The following is a 15,759-nucleotide window of genomic DNA, read 5'->3' on the forward strand; positions in this document are numbered from 1 at the left end:
CCCGGCCCACGGCAAGATCCTCTCCCGCATCGGCGCCCACCACGTGATCTTCCCCGAGGCCGACGCCGGCCGGCGCACCGCGCACCTGGTCTCGGGCCGGCTGCTGGACTACATCGAGTTCGACGACGACTTCGCCATCGTCAAGATGCACCCGCCGCGGGAGGTGCAGGGCTTCACGCTCGGGGAGGCCCACGTGCGCTCCAAGTACGGCGTGACGGTGGTGGGCGTGAAGTCGCCCGGGGAGGACTTCACCTACGCCCGTCCCGAGACGAAGGTGACCTCCCGGGACCTGCTCATCGTCTCCGGGCACGTGGACCTGCTGGAGCGCTTCGCCGCCCGGCCCTGACCGGACCCAAGCGGGCCCCGGGCGGGCCGGCGCAGGGGGCACGGCGCGCCCGGGTCCGGGGGCGGCGCGGGGCTCAGCCGGCGCTGAACTCCCGGGTCAGCTCCGCGGAGCGGTCGGCCGAGGCCTGCGCGGCGGCGGCGACGAGGTCCTCGAAGCCGTTCTCCTGGAAGGTCGTGATCGCCCGGTCCGTGGTGCCCTTGGGGCTGGTCACGGCCCGGCGCAGCGCCGCGGGGTCGGCCTCGGCCGGGCGCAGCAGCTCACCGGCGCCGGAGACGGTCTCCTTGGCCAGCACCCGGGCGACGTCGGCCGGCAGCCCCATCCGCTCCCCCGCCTGCTGCATCGCCTCGGCCAGGAGGAACACGTAGGCCGGTCCGGAGCCCGAGACCCCGGTCACGGCGTCGACCTGGTCCTCGGGGACCTCCACAACGGTGCCGACGGCCTCGAGCACCCGGCGCACGGCGCGGGTCTGATCGGCGGTGGTGGCGGCGCCCGGGGTCACCGAGACGACGCCGCGGCCCACGCTCGAGGGGGTGTTGGGCATGGTCCGCACCACCGGCTGTCCGGCGGGCAGGGCCTGCTCGAGGGCGCCGACCGAGATGCCGGCGGCCACGGAGGCCACGACGGTGCCCGGGCGCAGGGCGGGGGCGATCTCGCGGGCGAGCTCGAGGATGCCGACCGGCTTCACGCCGAGCAGCACGACGTCGGCCTCGCGGGCGGCCCGGCGGTTGGCCTCGGGGTCCTCCCCGGTGACGTACGGGCGCACCTCCGTCTCCTCCTGGAGCCGGTGCGCGCTCTCGGCGGAGCGGACGGTGGCCCGGACCTGCTCCACGGGCACGCCGGAGGCCAGCACCCCCCGCAGGATGGATCCGTTCATGGAGCCGCAGCCCAGGAAGGCGAGCACAGGTGTCATGGTCGGTGGGGTCCTCTCGAAGCGGGGATGGGTCGGTTCGGGGCGGCCGTCAGCCGCCCGGGGCCTCGTCGGCCGGTGCCCCGTCGGCCGGGGGGTCCTCGGCCGGGGCGTCCTCGGCGGGGGTCGTGTGGCGCCGGGCGAAGTCCAGGGACTCGGCGAGCCACTGGGTGCGCTCCTCGGTGCTCGTCGAGCGGCGGGTGGAGACCTCCACCCCGATCACCCCCTGCCACCGGGTGGCGGCGAGGTGCTGGAGCGACTCGGCGACCGGCTGCACGCCGTGGCCGGGCAGCAGGTGCTCGTCCGCGGTGGTCTCCCCCGACCCGTCCGTGAGGTGGACGTGGCCCAGGCGGGGACCGAGCTCCTGGATCGCGGCGAGGGAGTCCATCCGGGCGGTCGCGGCGTGGGAGAAGTCCCACGTCACCCAGTCGTAGTCCTGCCCGAGCGGGCTGTAGTGCGGGGCGTAGACCACGGTGTCGCGCCCGCGCACCCGCCAGGGGTACATGTTCTCCACGGAGATCTTCACGCCCGTGGCCTCCGAGACCACGCGCACGCCCTCCACGAAGTTCGAGGCGTACTTGCGCTGCCACCGGAAGGGCGGGTGCACGACGACGACCTCCGCGCCGACCTGCTCGGTGAGCGCCGCGGCCATCTGGATCTTGGTCCACGACTTGCCCCAGACCTGCTGGGTGAGCAGCAGGGTGGGGGCGTGGATGGTGGAGATGGGCAGCTGGTGGCGCTGCACGAGGTCGCGCAGCTGGTGGTTGAGCTGGCTCATCCGCTCGTGGGTGACGAGCACCTCCACGCTGTCGTAGCCCAGCTCCACGGCCGCCTCGAAGGTCTCCGGGACCCCGAGCGGGTAGAGCGAGCTGGTGGACAGCGCCACGTGCGCCCGGTACGGCTCCGCGGCGGAGCCCTGCTGCTCGCTCATGCCGCCCCCACCAGGTGCCGGGGGTCGACGGTGCGGACGTCGGCGTGGCTGCTGAGCTGGTCCAGACGGCGCAGGATCAGCCCCTCCCGCAGGGCCCACGGACAGATCCGCAGCGAGTCGATCCCGTAGGCGTCCATGGCGGCCTCGGCCACCACCGCGCCCGCCAGGATCTGCCGGGCCCGGGCGGGCGAGACCCCGGGCATCTCGGCCCGCTCGTCCGGGGTCATCGCCTCCATCCGCCGGGTCCACAGCCGCAGGTCCTCCAGGTGCAGGGTCCGCGGGACGTAGGGCCCCATGGCGTAGGGGGCGGCCCCGCAGATCCGGGCGAGGGAGCGGAAGGTCTTCGACGTGCCGGCCACGCAGGTGGGCTCCCCGGCCGCCCGGACCTTCGCGACGGCGGGCTTGAGCTCCCGGCGCACGTGCTTGCGCAGGGCCTTCATCTCCTGGGGCGTGGCGAGGTCACCGGCGATGAACGTGCGGGTGAGCCGCCCCGCGCCCAGCGGCACGGAGGTCGCCACGGCGGGCAGGGCGTTGTCGCCCAGCGCCATCTCGAAGGACCCGCCGCCGATGTCGAGGTCCAGGACGGTGCCCGCCCCCCAGCCGAACCAGCGGCGCACCGCGAAGAAGGTGACGGCCGCCTCCTGGTCCCCGGCCAGCTCGGTGAGGGTCACCCCGGACCGGGACTGCACGTGGTCCAGCACCTGGGCCCCGTTGCCGGCCTCGCGGATCGCGGAGGTGGCGAAGGCCAGGAAGTCCTCCGCGGCGTTGTCCACCGCGAAGTCCCGGGCCTCGATTACGAAGGAGGTCAGGGCGTCCCGGCCGGCGTCGGAGATGTTGCCGTCCTCGTCCAGGTACTGCACGAGCCGCAGGGCCAGCTTGTGGGACGCGTACGGCTCGGGCCGGGAGCCCGGGTAGACGTCCAGCAGCAGCAGGTGGACCGTGTTCGATCCGACGTCGAGGACTCCCAGACGCATGCCGTGGTGCTCCTTCGAGTTCCGTGTCCGTCCCGCGGCGCGGGGCGGCTCAGCCCTTGGTCCCGGCGCGGGCGGGGCGGCCCGTCGCCGGCTTCCCGGCCGTGCTCTTCCGCGTGCCGCTCTTCGCGGCCGGGGACTTCCCTGCTGCCGACTTCCCGGCTGCGGACTTCCCCGCTGCCGACTTGCCGGCCGTGGACTTGGCCGGGGCCTTGGCGGTGGAGCGCGCGGCGCGCTTGGGCGCCGGGCCCTGGGCGCGCTTCTCGGCGAGCAGCTGGCTGGCGCGCGCCGGGGTGATCTGCTCCACGGTCTCCCCGCGGGGGACCGTCACGTTCGTCTCCCCGTCGGTGATGTAGGGCCCGAAGCGCCCGTCCTTGATCACCATGGGCCGCTCCGTGATCTGATCGGTGCCCAGGTCCGCGAGCGGCGGCTTGGCGGTGCCCCGCCCGCGCTGCTTGGGCTGGGCGTAGATCTGCAGCGCCTCCTCGAGGGTGATCGTGAACAGCTGCTCCTCGGACTGCAGGGAGCGGGAGTCGGAACCCTTCTTGAGGTAGGGGCCGAAGCGGCCGTTCTGCACGGTGATCTCGTTGCCCTCGGCGTCGGTGCCCAGGGTCCGCGGCAGGGACAGGATCTTCAGCGCGTCCTCGAGGGTCACGTCCTGCAGGGTCATCGAGGACAGCAGCGACCCCGTGCGCGGCTTCTCCTTGACCGGCTTCTTCGGGGGCTTCGGCTTGCCGTTCTTGTAGTACTCGACCGGCTGGGCCGCGAGCTCCTCGGCGGTGGGCTCGGGGATCACCTCGGTGACGTAGGGGCCGTAGCGGCCGTCCTTCGCGATGATGGCCCGCCCGGTGCCCGGGTCCCGGCCGAGCTCCCGGCCGTCGGCCTTGCCGGTCTCGATGAGCTCGCGGGCCTTCTCGGGCGTCAGCTCGTCCGGGGCCAGGTCCTCCGGCACGTTCGCGCGGATCGGCTCCGTGATCTCGCCCGTTCCGGGGTCCACCGCGCCCGCGACCTCGAGGTAGGGGCCGAACTTGCCCACGCGCAGGGTGATGGTGTCGGTGACGGGGATGGAGTTCACCGCGCGGGCGTCGATCTCTCCGAGGTCGTCGACGATGGGCTTGAGCCCGTTCTCGTGCTCCTGGGAGCCGAAGTAGAAGTCCTGCAGCCAGTCGGTGCTGTCCTCCTCCCCGCGGGCGATGCGGTCCAGGCCCTCCTCCATCTCGGCCGTGAAGTCGTAGTCCACGTAGTCGGAGAAGTGCTCCTCGAGCAGGCGCACCACGGAGAACGCCGTCCACGACGGGATGAGCGCCGAGCCCCGGACCCGGACGTAGCCGCGGTCCATGATCGTGGAGATCACGGCCGCGTAGGTCGACGGCCGCCCGATGCCCAGCTCGTCGAGGACCTTGACCAGGGACGCCTCGGTGTAGCGCGGGGGCGGGGAGGTGCGGTGGCCGTCCGCGGCGACGTCGGTCGCCTCGAGCCGGTCGCCCTCCGCCATGCGCGGCAGCCGCTTGTCCCCGTCCTTGCCCTCGGCCGGCTCCTCGTCGCGGCCCTCCTCGTAGGCGGCGAGGAAGCCGCGGAACGTGATGACGGTGCCGGACGCGGAGAACTCGGCGTCCCGCCCGGAGGACGAGGTCGCCCCGAGCCGCACGGTGGCCGTGGAGCCCTTGGCGTCGGCCATCTGCGAGGCGACGGTGCGCTTCCAGATCAGCTCGTAGAGCCGGTAGGCGTCCGCGGAGAGCTCCCCGCGGACCTGGTTCGGCGTACGGAAGGAGTCCCCGGCGGGGCGCACGGCCTCGTGCGCCTCCTGGGCGTTCTTCGACTTCGAGCTGTAGACGCGCGGGGAGCCCGGCACGGCGTCGGAGCCGTAGAGCTCCGCGGCCTGCCGCCGGGCGGCCGAGACCGCCTGGTCGGACAGCGCCACGGAGTCGGTGCGCATGTAGGTGATGTAGCCGTTCTCGTAGAGCTTCTGCGCCACCTGCATCGTGGTGCGCGAGGTGAACCGCAGCTTGCGGGCGGCCTCCTGCTGCAGCGTGGACGTGGTGAACGGCGCGGCCGGGCGGCGGGTGTAGGGCTTGGTCTCCAGCGACCGGACCGCGAACGCGGCGTCCTCGAGCCCGGCGGCGAGGTCCCGGGCCGCCGTCTCGTCCAGGTGCACGAGCTTGCCGGCCGCACCCTTGAGCGCGCCGTCGTCGCCGAAGTCCCGGCCCCCGGCCACCCGCTTGCCGTCCACGGAGGACAGCCGCGCGCTGAAGGCCGTGCCGGCGTCCTCGCCGTCGGTGCGGGCGAAGGTCCCGCTGAGGTCCCAGTAGTCGGCGGGCACGAAGGCCATGCGCTGGCGCTCGCGCTCCACGACCAGGCGCGTGGCCACGGACTGGACGCGGCCCGCGGACAGGCCGGAGGCGATCTTGCGCCACAGCACCGGGGAGATCTCGTAGCCGTAGAGCCGGTCCAGGATCCGCCGGGTCTCCTGCGCGTCGACCAGGTCCTGGTCCAGCTCGCGCAGCTCCCCGAAGGCGCGCTCGATGGCCTCGCGGGTGATCTCGGGGAAGGTCAGCCGGTAGACGGGGACCTTCGGCTTGAGCACCTCCAGCAGGTGCCAGGCGATGGCCTCGCCCTCGCGGTCGCCGTCGGTGGCGAGGTAGAGGGCGTCGGCCTCCTTGAGCTTGCGCTTGAGCTCGGTGACCTTCTTCTTCTTGTCCGGGTTCACCACGTAGTACGGCTCGAAGCCGTGCTCCACGTCCACCGCGAACTTGCCGTAGGGCCCCTTCTTGAGCTCCGCCGGCAGCTCCGAGGGCTGCGGGAGGTCACGGATGTGCCCCATGGAGGACTCCACCTCGTAGGCGTCGCCGAGGTACCCGGCGATGGTCTTGACCTTGGAGGGGGACTCCACGATGAGCAGGCTCTTGCCCGTTCCCGGGCTCTGGGTGGCCTTCGTTGGCACGGTACTCCTTGCTGCGGTCCGCGCAGGCCGCGGGACGCGGCGCTGCTGGACGTCGGGTCGGACGGGCGGGCGTCGTCCGGCCCGCCTTGCGCTCCACCATAACGTGTCGCCGGCGGCGTCCCTCGCGCCGCGGAGGACACGGAGGACGCCGTCGGCCGCCGGCGCGGTCGGACCCGTGGCCGGGCCGCCGGCTCAGGAGGGGTAGTGCTCCGGCTCCTCGGCGATCGTGAACTCGCGTCCGGTGGCGGTCTCCACGTCGATGACCACGAAGTTGTACTTCAGCGTGGGCGCCCACGGCTTCAGCGGCAGCTCCTCGGCGGCCTCGATCTCCGCGCGGGTCTCCAGCCGGCGGGCCCGGCCGTGCACCACGACGGAGCGCACCACGTCGTCGTCCGTGACCTCGTCGATCTCGAAGGCCACCTGGTCGTTGACGATCAGGCTGGAGAGCTTGGAGCCCTGGGCCGTGCGGAAGTACAGCTTGTGCTGGTGCACCACGTAGTTCACCGGGAAGATGTCCACGAGCCCGGCGGCCTCCACGGCCAGGCGGCCGAACGGGTGCTCGGCCAGCAGCTGCCAGACGGTGTCCTTGTCCAGGGTCTTGATGGGGTTGAGGTTGTCTCCGATGCTCATGCCCTCATCCTTCCACCCGCGACGCCCCGGCGTCCCGTGCTCATCCGCCCACATCCGTCCGGGCCCGAGGTCAGGCCGGTGGCTGCTCGAGCGGCACGAGGAAGCCGTCGAGCACGAGGTGCCGGACCTCCTCCGTGAGCCGCTCCCGCTCGTCCCCGGCCCACTCCAGCAGCGCGGCGAGCGCGGCGAGGATCTGCCGGGCGCTCAGCTCGCCGTCGCAGGCGCCGGCGAAGCCGCGGCCTCGCTGGTGAGCACCGTGGTCCGGCGCAGCCCCGCCCCCTGCCGGAGCAGGATCACCCCCGGGTGCTCGGCGCCGGGGCGCTGGTGGCGCTCCTCCGTGACGTCCTCGGCCGCGACCAGGTGGGCGTCCGGCCAGTCCTGCGGGTGCTCCGCGAGCCAGTCGGCGCGCGCCCACGCGGCCGCCAGCGCCGGGGCGAGCGGCTGCTGCACCGGGTGCGGGACGTGCTCGAAGCGGCGCAGTGCCCCGCCGTGCGGGCGCGGCGCGTGCGGTCGGCGCAGCCGGATCATCCCGAAGCCCACGGCCTCGACCCCGCGGGCGGCGAAGTCCTCGAGGTAGGCCCGGTAGGCCCGTTCGTAGTGCTCCGGGTCCCGGGACTCGGCGGCGTCGCGCAGCCACGTCTCGGCGTACTCCTCCGGACCGGCCAGCTCCCGCTGGATCCACCACGTGTCGATCCCCTCGGGCACCCAGCGCTGCGGCCGGTGCATCCACCGCTCGGCGACGGGCACGGGCTCCCCGGCGTCCTCGGCGGTGTCCTCGGCGGCGAGGACCTCCCAGTTGCCGAGCAGGTGCGCGGTGGCCCCCGGGGCCATGACCCCGGGCAGCGCCCGCACGAGGTCGGCCACGATCCGGTCCCCGGCCAGGCCGCCGTCGCGGTAGGTGAAGCGGTCCGCCGGGGTCTCCCCCGGGGCGCGGGGGGTGATGACGAACGGCGGGTTGGAGACCACCAGGTCGAACCGCTCCCCGGCCACGGGCTCGAGCAGGGAGCCCGCGCGGAGGCTCACCCGGTCCTCCAGCCGCTGCGGGTCGAGGGCGAGGGCCTCGGCGTTGAGCAGCAGGTTGAACCGCGTGAAGCCCAGGGCCCGGTCGGAGAGGTCGGTGGCGGTCACGTGCCGGGCGTGGGCGAGCAGGTGGAAGGTCTGGATGCCGCAGCCGGTGCCCACGTCCAGCGCCCGCCCCACCGGCCGGCGGTCGGTGGTCTGCGCCAGCGTCAGCGAGGCCTGCCCGATGCCCAGCACGTGGTCGCGGCGCAGCACGCCGGGGCGCTGGGACTCGCCCAGGTCGCTCGCCACGTAGAGCTCGGTCCCGTCGTCGGCGGCGTGGGGCCGCAGGTCCACCGTGGAGCGCAGCCCGCCGGGGATCTGCTCCGCGAGGCCCAGTCCGACCAGGTCCTCGGGGTCGACGGCCGAGGCGGCGAGCACCTCGGCCGGGACGGCGCGGCCCAGCAGGAACAGGACGACCAGTCCCGCCGTCCCGCGGTCCGGGTGCCCGGGCGTGCCGAGCACCGGCTCGAGCACCCGCAGGGCGGGCACGGCCTGGTCGCGGGCGAGCGCGTCCATCGCGGCCGCGCCCAGCAGCCCGGCCACGCGGTCGTGGGTGAAGCCGCTGCCGCGCAGGGCGCCGTGCAGGGCGGCCAGCCGGCGCGGGTCGTCGGAGACGGGGGTGCCGGGCACCCGGGAGAAGGCGGGGGCGACGTCGGGGCTGTCCGGGACCATGTCAGTGCTCCTGTCCGGGCGTGGTCGCGCCGTGCGGGAGCAGGGCGGGGGGCGGGGTGCCGCCGGGCGTGCTGCCGCACCCCGCCGGGCAGGTTGCCGCAGGGTGCTCCCCGCGGCAGGCCGGGCAGGCCAGGAAGAGGGCGCGGCAGGAGCCGTCCGCGCAGTTGACGAAGCGGTTGGCGGGCGCGCCGCACCGGTCGCAGCGCCCGATCGTCACGGCCTCCGGGGTGAACTGCACGTGCATCCGCCGGTCGAAGACGTACAGGGACCCCTCCCACAGGCCCCGGTCCCCGCGCTCGCGGCCGTACGCCGCGATGCCGCCGTCGAGCTGGTATACCTCGTCGAAGCCGCGGCGGCGCATCAGCGCGGAGAGCACCTCGCAGCGGATGCCGCCGGTGCAGTAGGTCACCACGGGCCGGTCCTTGAAGTGGTCGTAGGCCCCGGAGTCGAGGGCGGCCACGAAGTCGCGGGTGTGCGCGACGTCCGGCACCACGGCTCCGCGGAAGCGCCCGATCCGCGCCTCGTGGGCGTTGCGCCCGTCGAAGAACACGACGTCCTCGCCGCGCCGTGCCACCAGGCGGTCGACCCCGTCCGGGCTCAGCCGCGTCCCGCCGCCCACCACGCCGTGCTCGTCCACCTCGAGCTCGTCCGGGGCGCCGAAGGAGACGAGCTCGTCACGGACCTTGACCGACAGCCGGGGGAAGTCCTCGGCCGAGCCGTCCGACCAGCTGAGTGCCACGCCCCGCAGCGCCGGGTGGGTGCGGGTGTCCCGCGCGTACCGCTTGAGCGCCCCGACCTCACCGCCGACGGTGCCGTTGAGCCCGTGCGGGGACACCAGGATCCGCCCGCGCAGCCCCAGGGTCTCGCACAGGGTGCGCTGCCAGAGCATCACGGCCGCGGGGTCGGGCAGCGGGGCGAAGACGTAGTGGGAGAGGATCCGGTGCTGTGCCACCGCACCAGGCTACAAGTGCCGCGGCGCCCCCGCGCCGCCCGGGTCAGTCCCCCCGGGTCAGTGCCCCAGGCGGAACACGCGGCCGGTGACCTTCGTGGGGGCCACCTCCACGTACTCGGGCTTGGTGGTCTCCACCCACGGCCGCAGCGGGAGCTCGTCCACCCGGGCGGTCTCCTCGGGGTCGGTCAGCCGGCGGGCCGTGCCGCGCACCATCACCGACCACGCCTCCCCGCCCTGGGCGTGGTCGACCTGCACCGCGACGTGCTCGTTGAGCACCAGGTGCAGCAGCTTGGTGCCCTGGGCGGTGCGGAAGTAGATCTTCCCGTCGTCGGCCACGAGGTTGACGGGGGTGATCTCGATCTCGTCGCCGTCCGTCGTGGCGATCCGCCCGAAGCGGGCGCTGCAGAGGTGCTCCCAGCACTGCTCCTGGGACAGCTCCGTGACCGGGGGCCGGTGCGTCCGGTCCTCCTTCGCGGGGTTGTGCCCGGAGATGTCCATGGGGTTGCTCATGCGGTCATTCTGGCACGCGGGCCCGGCGGGAGTGACGCGTGTCATGTTCGTGACCACCCCGTCGTCGCCGCGTGCGCGGGCCCGCCCGCTGGGCGCGAGCGGGTCCTCCCCGCGGTTCGGGCCCCTCGCCGGGACCGGCCGCGCGCCCCGGTGCGGTGTCCGCCCGGGGCGGGGCGGCGGGCTCAGCGGACCCGGCCCGCCCCCTCCCCGGGGGCGACCACGAACGTGCCGGGGGCCCGGTGGCCGGCCCGGGCGAAGGCCTCGGTCACCGCGGCGGCGGTCCGCTCGGCCTCCCCGGCGGCCACGAGGGCGATCGCCGAGCCGCCGAAGCCGCCGCCGGTCATCCGCGCCCCGATCGCCCCGGCGGCCAGGGCCGCCTCCACGGCGAGGTCCAGCTCGGGGCAGGAGACCTCGTAGTCCTCGCGCAGCGAGGTGTGGGAGGCGATCAGCAGCTGCCCGGTGCCGGCCACGTCCCCGGCGCGCAGCCGCTCGACGGTGGCCAGCACCCGGGCGTTCTCGGTCAGCACGTGGCGCACCCGCCGGGCGGTCACCGCGTCGAGGGCGCTCAGGTCGGCGTCGGCGGGGACCTCGCGCAGGGAGGCGGCCCCGAGGGCGGCGGCCCCGGCCTCGCAGGAGGCCCGCCGGGCGCCGTAGCCGCCGTCGGCGTGGGAGTGGGCGACCCTGGTGTCGATCACCAGCACCGCCAGCCCGTGCTCGGCCAGCGGCAGCGGGACGGTCTCGGCGGCCAGGCTCCGGCAGTCCAGGAACAGGGCGGCCCCGGCGCGGCCCATCAGCGAGGCGGACTGGTCCATGATCCCGGTCGGGGCGCCGACGAACTCGTTCTCCGCCCGCTGGGTCAGCCGGGCCATGCCCGGCCGGTCCAGGCCCAGGTCCAGCAGGTCGTTCAGGGCCACGATCGTGGCGACCTCCACGGCGTGGGAGGAGGACAGTCCCGCGCCCACCGGCACGGTGGAGTCCAGCAGCAGCTCGAAGCCGGGCACCTGCACCCCCTCCAGCCCCGCCAGCACGTGCACGACCCCGGCCGGGTAGGCCCCCCAGTCGCCGACCGCCCCCGGGGCGAGGTCGGGGATGCGGAAGCGGGCCCGGGACAGGCGCTGCCCGTCGGGGGCGTAGGTGGAGGCCAGCTCCACCGTGCCGGGGTCCGGTTCCGAGGCCCGGCGCAGCCGCACCGCCACCATCGCGGAGCGGTCGATGGCGAAGGGCAGCACGAACCCGTCGTTGTAGTCGGTGTGCTCCCCGATCAGGTTCACCCGCCCGGGGGCCCGCCACACCCCGTCCGGGGCGTGGCCGTACACCTCGGCGAAGCGGTCCGCGAGCTCGCCGGCCCGGGCGGCGTCCCGGCCCCCGGTGTGCCGACCGGCTCCCGGCCGGGCGGTCTGCTGGTGGGTGCGCGGTGCGGTCATCGTGCGGCCTCCCTCAGGCGTGCGGCGGTCTGCTCGGCGGTGACGTCGTTGATGAACGCGCCCATCGCCGCCTCCGAACCGGCCAGGAACTTCAGCTTGTCCTCCGCCCGCCGCGGACTGGTCAGCTGCAGGTGCAGCCACCCGGCCGCACGGTCCGCGGCGTTCACCGGGGTCTGGTGCCAGGCGGCGATGTAGGGCGTGGGGGTGGTGTAGAGCCGGTCCACCCGCTGCACCAGGTCCTGGTAGAGCACCGCCAGCTCGTCGCGCTCGGGACCGGTCAGCGCCGCCAGGTCCGGGACCTGCCGGTGCGGGAGCAGGTGGACCTCCAGCGGCCAGCGCGCGGCGTAGGGCACGTAGGCGGAGAAGTGCTCCCCGGCCAGCACCATCCGCTCCCCCGCCGCGGTCTCGTCGGCGAGCACCTCGCCCATCAGCGCCCGCCCGGTCTCCTGCAGGTGCGCCCGCGAGCGGGCGGCCAGGCGGGCGGCGTGCGGGGCCGGATACGGATAGGCGTAGATCTGCCCGTGCGGGTGGTGCAGGGTCACCCCGATCTGCTCGCCGCGGTTCTCGAAGGGGAACACGTGCCGGATCCCGGCCGTCCCCGAGAGCGCCTCGGTGCGCTGGGCCCACGCCTCCACCACCGTCCGCGCCCGCTCGGGGGCCAGGTCCGCGAAGGAGCCCCGGTGCTCGGGGGTGAACACCACGACCTCGCACCGGCCGTAGGCCGGGGACGGGACCCCCCACAGCGTCCGCTCCTCCGCCCCGGCCGGCACCGGCAGCGCCCCCAGCTCCGGCCCCAGGGACGGGAAGCGGTTCTCGAAGACGACGACGTCGAAGTCCTCCGCCGGGATCTCCGACTCCCGCCCGCCCACGGACGGGCACAGCGGGCACTGGTCGGCCGGGGGCAGATAGGTGCGGGTCTGCCGGTGGGCGGCCACCGCCACCCACTCCCCGGTCAGCCGGTCGAAGCGCACCTCGCCGTGCCCGGCCCGCTCCCCCAGCGGACGACGGTCGGTCACCTGCTCGACCGGCTCCGTGCCGCGGTCGGCGAAGAACACCGCCTCCCGCCCGTCGGCCAGGTGGTGCACCCGGTGCGCGATGGCCGCGTGCCGCCCCCGCGTGGTCGGGACGGCGGGAACCGGGGGTGTCTGCTGCTGGGGCACGTCGGGCCCTTCCTGACGGTGGGTGGTCGTTGGGGAGGTGTGCACGGCCCTACTGTCCCCCCATGCCGGAGGTCGCGAAGCCGCGGATGATGTGGCGCTGGAAGAGCATGAACACGATCAGCAGCGGCAGTGCGCCGATCACGGCACTCGCGAGCTCCTGGGCGTACTGCACCCCGTAGGCATTCTTCACCGTACCGAGCCCGACGGGGATCGTCATGAGCTCCGGCGAGTTGGTGACGATGAACGGCCAGAGGAAGTTGTTCCACGCGCTGATGAAGACGAAGATCGCGACCGCGGTGAGGATCGAGCGGGACAGGGGCAGGATCACCGACCAGAACACCCGCAGGTCCCCCGCCCCGTCGAGGCGTGCGGCCTCCTCCAGCTCGACGGGGATCTGGTCGAAGAAGTTCTTCATCACGATGACCATCAGGGGCATGACCACCTGCGGCAGCGCCACGCCCAGCAGGGTGTCCGACAGGCGCATCGCGATCATCTGGTCGAACAGCGGGACGATGAGGATCTGCGGCGGGACCATGATCGCCGCGACCGTCAGGACGAAGAGACCGCGGCGCCCCCGGAACCGCTGACGGGAGAAGCCGTAGGCCGCCAGCGCGGAGATCGTCACGGTGACCACCGTGACGAGGGTCGACACGAGGACGGAGTTCCAGATCCACAGCGGGAGGTCGCCGGCGGCGATGACGTTGCGGTAGGCCTCCGTCGTCCACCCCTCCTCGGGCCAGAAGGACAGGGGCGCGGCGGAGACGTCGGCCTCCGACTTCAGCGAGGAGAGCACGGCCCACACCATGGGCAGCGCCCAGACGGCGGCCAGCACGGCGACGGTCGCGTAGGCGACGGTCCGGCCGGTGGGTCCGTGGCCCAGGGTCAGCCGCCGGGTGTGCTCGGCCTCGAGCTGCGCCTGGGCGCGGGCCCGGGCACGGGCGCCGGTCGCGGGGGTGGTCGTCGACATGTCAGGAGTCCTTCCGCTGGGCGATCCACATCTGGCCGAGCGAGACCATGACGATGAGTGCGAAGAAGATGTAGGAGGTGGCGGAGGCGAAGCCGAGCCGGTAGCCGGTGAAGCCGGCGTCGTAGATGTACTGCAGGATGGATCGGGTGGCCCCGTTGGGCCCGCCCGCGGTGAGCAGGAAGATCTGGTCGAAGACCTTCAGGGAGGCCAGGATCTGCAGGAGGATCACCAGCCAGGTGGTGCTCTTCATCATGGGCAGGGTGATGGAGAACAGCCTGCGCCACACCCGGCGCCGTCGAGCTGCGCCGCCTCGTAGAGGTGGTCGGGGATGTTCTGCAGGGCCGAGAGGTACAGCAGGAAGTTGAAGCCCACGGTCCACCACACGGTCACGAGGGCGATCGACCACATGGCGACCCGCTCGTCGCTGAGCCACCCGACCTGGGCGATGCCGAGGCGGTCCAGGGACCCGTTGATCAGCCCGAAGTCGTTGGTGAACAGGAAGCCCCAGACGGCCGTGACCACGGAGACCGGCAGCAGGAACGGCGCGAAGAACGTGAGGCGCCACAGCCACTGGCCCTTGAGCCCGGTGTAGACCAGGTAGGCCATCGCGAAGGACACGACCACGAGCGGCACCGAGGAGATCAGGGTGAAGAAGACGGTGTTGCCGAGGGCGGACCACATGTCCGGGTCCGTCAGGGCCTGCGTGTAGTTGCCCAGGCCGACGAACTCGGAGCCGGTGGAGGCCAGCGACCGGTCCGTGAGGCTCATCCACAGGCCGTAGACGATGGGCCACACCAGGAACAGCGCGAAGAAGAACAGGTAGGGGGCCAGGAACCAGATCCCGGAGCGGGCCGGGACCCGGGCGCGGGTGCGCGGCGTGGCGTGCACGGGGGCCGCGGTGACGGGGGCGTTGGTGGTGGTCGTCATGGTGGGGTCCTCAGTCGGTCGGGTCCGGGGCGGAGAGGAAGCCGTCGATGGCGGCGAGCATGCTCCCGACGGCGTCCATCGGCTGCTTCCGTCCGCGGAAGGCGTCCGTCAGTGCCTGGGACATCCGGTTCTGGAAGTCGGTGCCGGCACCGGTGAACCACGCCGGCGGGTCGAAGACGACGTGCTCGCCGGCGGAGGCGTACTCGGTCTGGGGGTGGAGGGACCGGTACTCCGGGGTGTCCTGGACGGGCAGGTAGGCGGGGATGTGCCCGGCGGTCCCCCACCGCTGACCTCCCTGGCGGATGACCCCGGCGACGAACTCGTAGACGGCTCTCCGGTGCTCGTCGGTCATCGACCGCTGCTTCGGCAGCACGTAGCTGTGGGAGTCGGCGTACACGGCCGGCTCCCCGAACATCGTGGGCATCGGCATGGCGCCCAGGGCGGGCACCGCCTCCTGGAGCCCGCCGAGCTCCCAGACCCCGGACAGGATCATCCCGACCCGGCCGCCGTGGAAGGCCGCGAGCCCTCCCTCGTAGTCGAGGTTGTCGGTCATGGCGGGCCCTGCCATCCAGGACGCGACGGAGCGCAGCACCTCGGCCGCACGGTCCTCGTCGAGGGCCGCCTTCCGGCCGGGCTCGATGGTCCAGCCGCCGCCCGTCTGCCGGTAGAGCCCCCAGAACAGGCGCCACGCCTGGCCCGTGTCGGTCAGGTAGCCGAAGGAGATGCCCTTGCCGCCGGTGACCTCGGCCAGCTTCGTGCCGACCTCCTCGAGGCGCTCGGCCGAGGAGATCTCGACGGTCCCGTCGGACTCGAGCACGCCGGCCCGCTCGGCGATCTCCTGGTCGAAGAACGAGGTGAAGGGGTGGGTGTCCAGGGGCATCGCGAACAGCTCGCCCTCGTAGTAGCAGGACTCCCACAGGGCCGGGGTGAAGTCGGCCTCGGTGATCCCGACCTCCGCCAGCAGCGTCGGGTCCCAGGGCTCGAGCAGGCCCCCGGGCGCGTAGCCGGGCATCCGGGACAGGTGCATGATGGCCGTGTCCGGCGGCTGCTGGGAGGCGGAGCTCATGGCGAGCTTCGTGTAGTAGGGGGAGCCCCAGGACAGGGTCGTCGCCCGCACGGACAGGTCGGGGACGGCGGCCTCCACCTCCTCGATGATGGCGCGCATGTTCACGCCGTCCGCGCCCTGGAACAGGTCCCAGACGGAGACCCGCCCGGCGGCGCCCGCCCCTGCCGCTCCGGCCGCCGGCCCGCAGGCCGACAGTGTCGAGGCCCCGGCCGCGGCCGCGAACACCCCCAGTGATCCCCGCAGCACCTGGCGGCGGGTCGGTCGGACCGTGTCGTTGATGTTCATCTGGCTCC

15 protein-coding genes are annotated in these 15,759 nt (G+C 73.7%); 1 reads left to right on the forward strand and 14 read right to left on the reverse strand.

Features of this window, described 5'->3' with window-relative positions; translation table 11 throughout:
• Window positions 1-346 (forward strand): TrkA C-terminal domain-containing protein (locus BJF77_RS21975; protein WP_304441000.1); only part of this gene is annotated, 346 nt, incomplete at its 5' end.
• 73 nt (window positions 347-419) lie between these two features.
• Here BJF77_RS21975 and proC read toward each other — a convergent pair.
• From proC to BJF77_RS14725, 14 genes are all read right to left on the reverse strand, one after another.
• Window positions 420-1,256 carry a pyrroline-5-carboxylate reductase gene (proC, locus tag BJF77_RS14665; protein ID WP_075872618.1) on the reverse strand — a complete coding sequence of 279 codons (837 nt, stop codon included), beginning with the start codon at window positions 1,254-1,256 and terminating at the stop codon, window positions 420-422.
• Window positions 1,257-1,305: 49 nt separating this feature from the next.
• On the reverse strand, window positions 1,306-2,184 hold the full coding sequence (locus BJF77_RS14670; RefSeq protein WP_075872619.1) for a sugar phosphate isomerase/epimerase: 879 nt from the start codon (window positions 2,182-2,184) through the stop codon (window positions 1,306-1,308).
• A complete protein-coding gene (locus BJF77_RS14675; protein WP_075872620.1) occupies window positions 2,181-3,158 on the reverse strand; it encodes a Ppx/GppA phosphatase family protein in 978 nt (325 codons plus the stop codon). The genes BJF77_RS14670 and BJF77_RS14675 overlap by 4 nt, the downstream gene beginning before the upstream one ends.
• A 49-nt stretch (window positions 3,159-3,207) precedes the next feature.
• Window positions 3,208-6,096: a type I DNA topoisomerase gene (topA, locus tag BJF77_RS14680; RefSeq protein ID WP_047804680.1), complete on the reverse strand. Its 2,889-nt coding sequence runs from the start codon at window positions 6,094-6,096 to the stop codon at window positions 3,208-3,210.
• Window positions 6,097-6,288: 192 nt separating this feature from the next.
• Entirely contained in the window at window positions 6,289-6,726 is a 438-nt protein-coding gene (locus BJF77_RS14685) for a pyridoxamine 5'-phosphate oxidase family protein (protein WP_053005083.1), read from the reverse strand.
• A 204-nt stretch (window positions 6,727-6,930) separates the two neighbouring features.
• Window positions 6,931-8,460, reverse strand: a complete 1,530-nt coding sequence (locus tag BJF77_RS14690) for a methyltransferase (protein WP_369821421.1) — start codon at window positions 8,458-8,460, stop codon at window positions 6,931-6,933.
• A 1-nt stretch (window position 8,461) separates the two neighbouring features.
• On the reverse strand, window positions 8,462-9,412 hold the full coding sequence (locus BJF77_RS14695; protein WP_075872621.1) for a rhodanese-related sulfurtransferase: 951 nt from the start codon (window positions 9,410-9,412) through the stop codon (window positions 8,462-8,464).
• Between the two features lie 57 nt (window positions 9,413-9,469).
• Window positions 9,470-9,922: a pyridoxamine 5'-phosphate oxidase family protein gene (locus BJF77_RS14700; RefSeq protein WP_238986104.1), complete on the reverse strand. Its 453-nt coding sequence runs from the start codon at window positions 9,920-9,922 to the stop codon at window positions 9,470-9,472.
• Between the two features lie 182 nt (window positions 9,923-10,104).
• Window positions 10,105-11,346: a galactokinase gene (gene galK / locus BJF77_RS14705; RefSeq protein WP_047803091.1), complete on the reverse strand. Its 1,242-nt coding sequence runs from the start codon at window positions 11,344-11,346 to the stop codon at window positions 10,105-10,107.
• The gene (galT, locus tag BJF77_RS14710; RefSeq protein WP_047803096.1) at window positions 11,343-12,443 is read right to left on the reverse strand and encodes a galactose-1-phosphate uridylyltransferase; all 1,101 of its coding nucleotides are present in this window, start codon (window positions 12,441-12,443) and stop codon (window positions 11,343-11,345) included. The genes galK and galT overlap by 4 nt, the downstream gene beginning before the upstream one ends.
• Before the next feature lie 112 nt (window positions 12,444-12,555).
• Window positions 12,556-13,473 carry a carbohydrate ABC transporter permease gene (locus BJF77_RS14715; RefSeq protein ID WP_047803090.1) on the reverse strand — a complete coding sequence of 306 codons (918 nt, stop codon included), beginning with the start codon at window positions 13,471-13,473 and terminating at the stop codon, window positions 12,556-12,558.
• Between the two features lies 1 nt (window position 13,474).
• A complete protein-coding gene (locus tag BJF77_RS22795) occupies window positions 13,475-13,726 on the reverse strand; it encodes a carbohydrate ABC transporter permease (protein WP_369821422.1) in 252 nt (83 codons plus the stop codon).
• Window positions 13,723-14,400 (reverse strand): carbohydrate ABC transporter permease, encoded by a 678-nt coding sequence (locus BJF77_RS14720; protein ID WP_369821423.1) that lies wholly within the window; start codon window positions 14,398-14,400, stop codon window positions 13,723-13,725. The genes BJF77_RS22795 and BJF77_RS14720 overlap by 4 nt, the downstream gene beginning before the upstream one ends.
• Window positions 14,401-14,410: 10 nt before the next feature.
• Window positions 14,411-15,751, reverse strand: coding sequence for an extracellular solute-binding protein (locus tag BJF77_RS14725; RefSeq protein ID WP_083665182.1), 1,341 nt, complete (start codon window positions 15,749-15,751; stop codon window positions 14,411-14,413).
• Window positions 15,752-15,759: the final 8 nt, after the last annotated feature.

This window comes from Kocuria sp. CNJ-770 (assembly GCF_001942375.1).
Lineage (GTDB): Bacteria > Actinomycetota > Actinomycetes > Actinomycetales > Micrococcaceae > Kocuria > Kocuria oceani.

Coding starts and splice junctions, on each gene's coding strand:
- proC (WP_075872618.1), bottom strand. CDS start 1,256: ATGACACCTGTGCTCGCCTTCCTGGGCTGCGGCTCCATGAACGGATCC.
- BJF77_RS14670 (WP_075872619.1), bottom strand. CDS start 2,184: ATGAGCGAGCAGCAGGGCTCCGCCGCGGAGCCGTACCGGGCGCACGTG.
- BJF77_RS14675 (WP_075872620.1), bottom strand. CDS start 3,158: ATGCGTCTGGGAGTCCTCGACGTCGGATCGAACACGGTCCACCTGCTG.
- BJF77_RS14685 (WP_053005083.1), bottom strand. CDS start 6,726: ATGAGCATCGGAGACAACCTCAACCCCATCAAGACCCTGGACAAGGAC.
- BJF77_RS14690 (WP_369821421.1), bottom strand. CDS start 8,460: ATGGTCCCGGACAGCCCCGACGTCGCCCCCGCCTTCTCCCGGGTGCCC.
- BJF77_RS14700 (WP_238986104.1), bottom strand. CDS start 9,922: ATGAGCAACCCCATGGACATCTCCGGGCACAACCCCGCGAAGGAGGAC.
- galK (WP_047803091.1), bottom strand. CDS start 11,346: ATGACCGCACCGCGCACCCACCAGCAGACCGCCCGGCCGGGAGCCGGT.
- BJF77_RS14715 (WP_047803090.1), bottom strand. CDS start 13,473: ATGTCGACGACCACCCCCGCGACCGGCGCCCGTGCCCGGGCCCGCGCC.
- BJF77_RS22795 (WP_369821422.1), bottom strand. CDS start 13,726: ATGATGAAGAGCACCACCTGGCTGGTGATCCTCCTGCAGATCCTGGCC.
- BJF77_RS14720 (WP_369821423.1), bottom strand. CDS start 14,400: ATGACGACCACCACCAACGCCCCCGTCACCGCGGCCCCCGTGCACGCC.
- BJF77_RS14725 (WP_083665182.1), bottom strand. CDS start 15,751: ATGAACATCAACGACACGGTCCGACCGACCCGCCGCCAGGTGCTGCGG.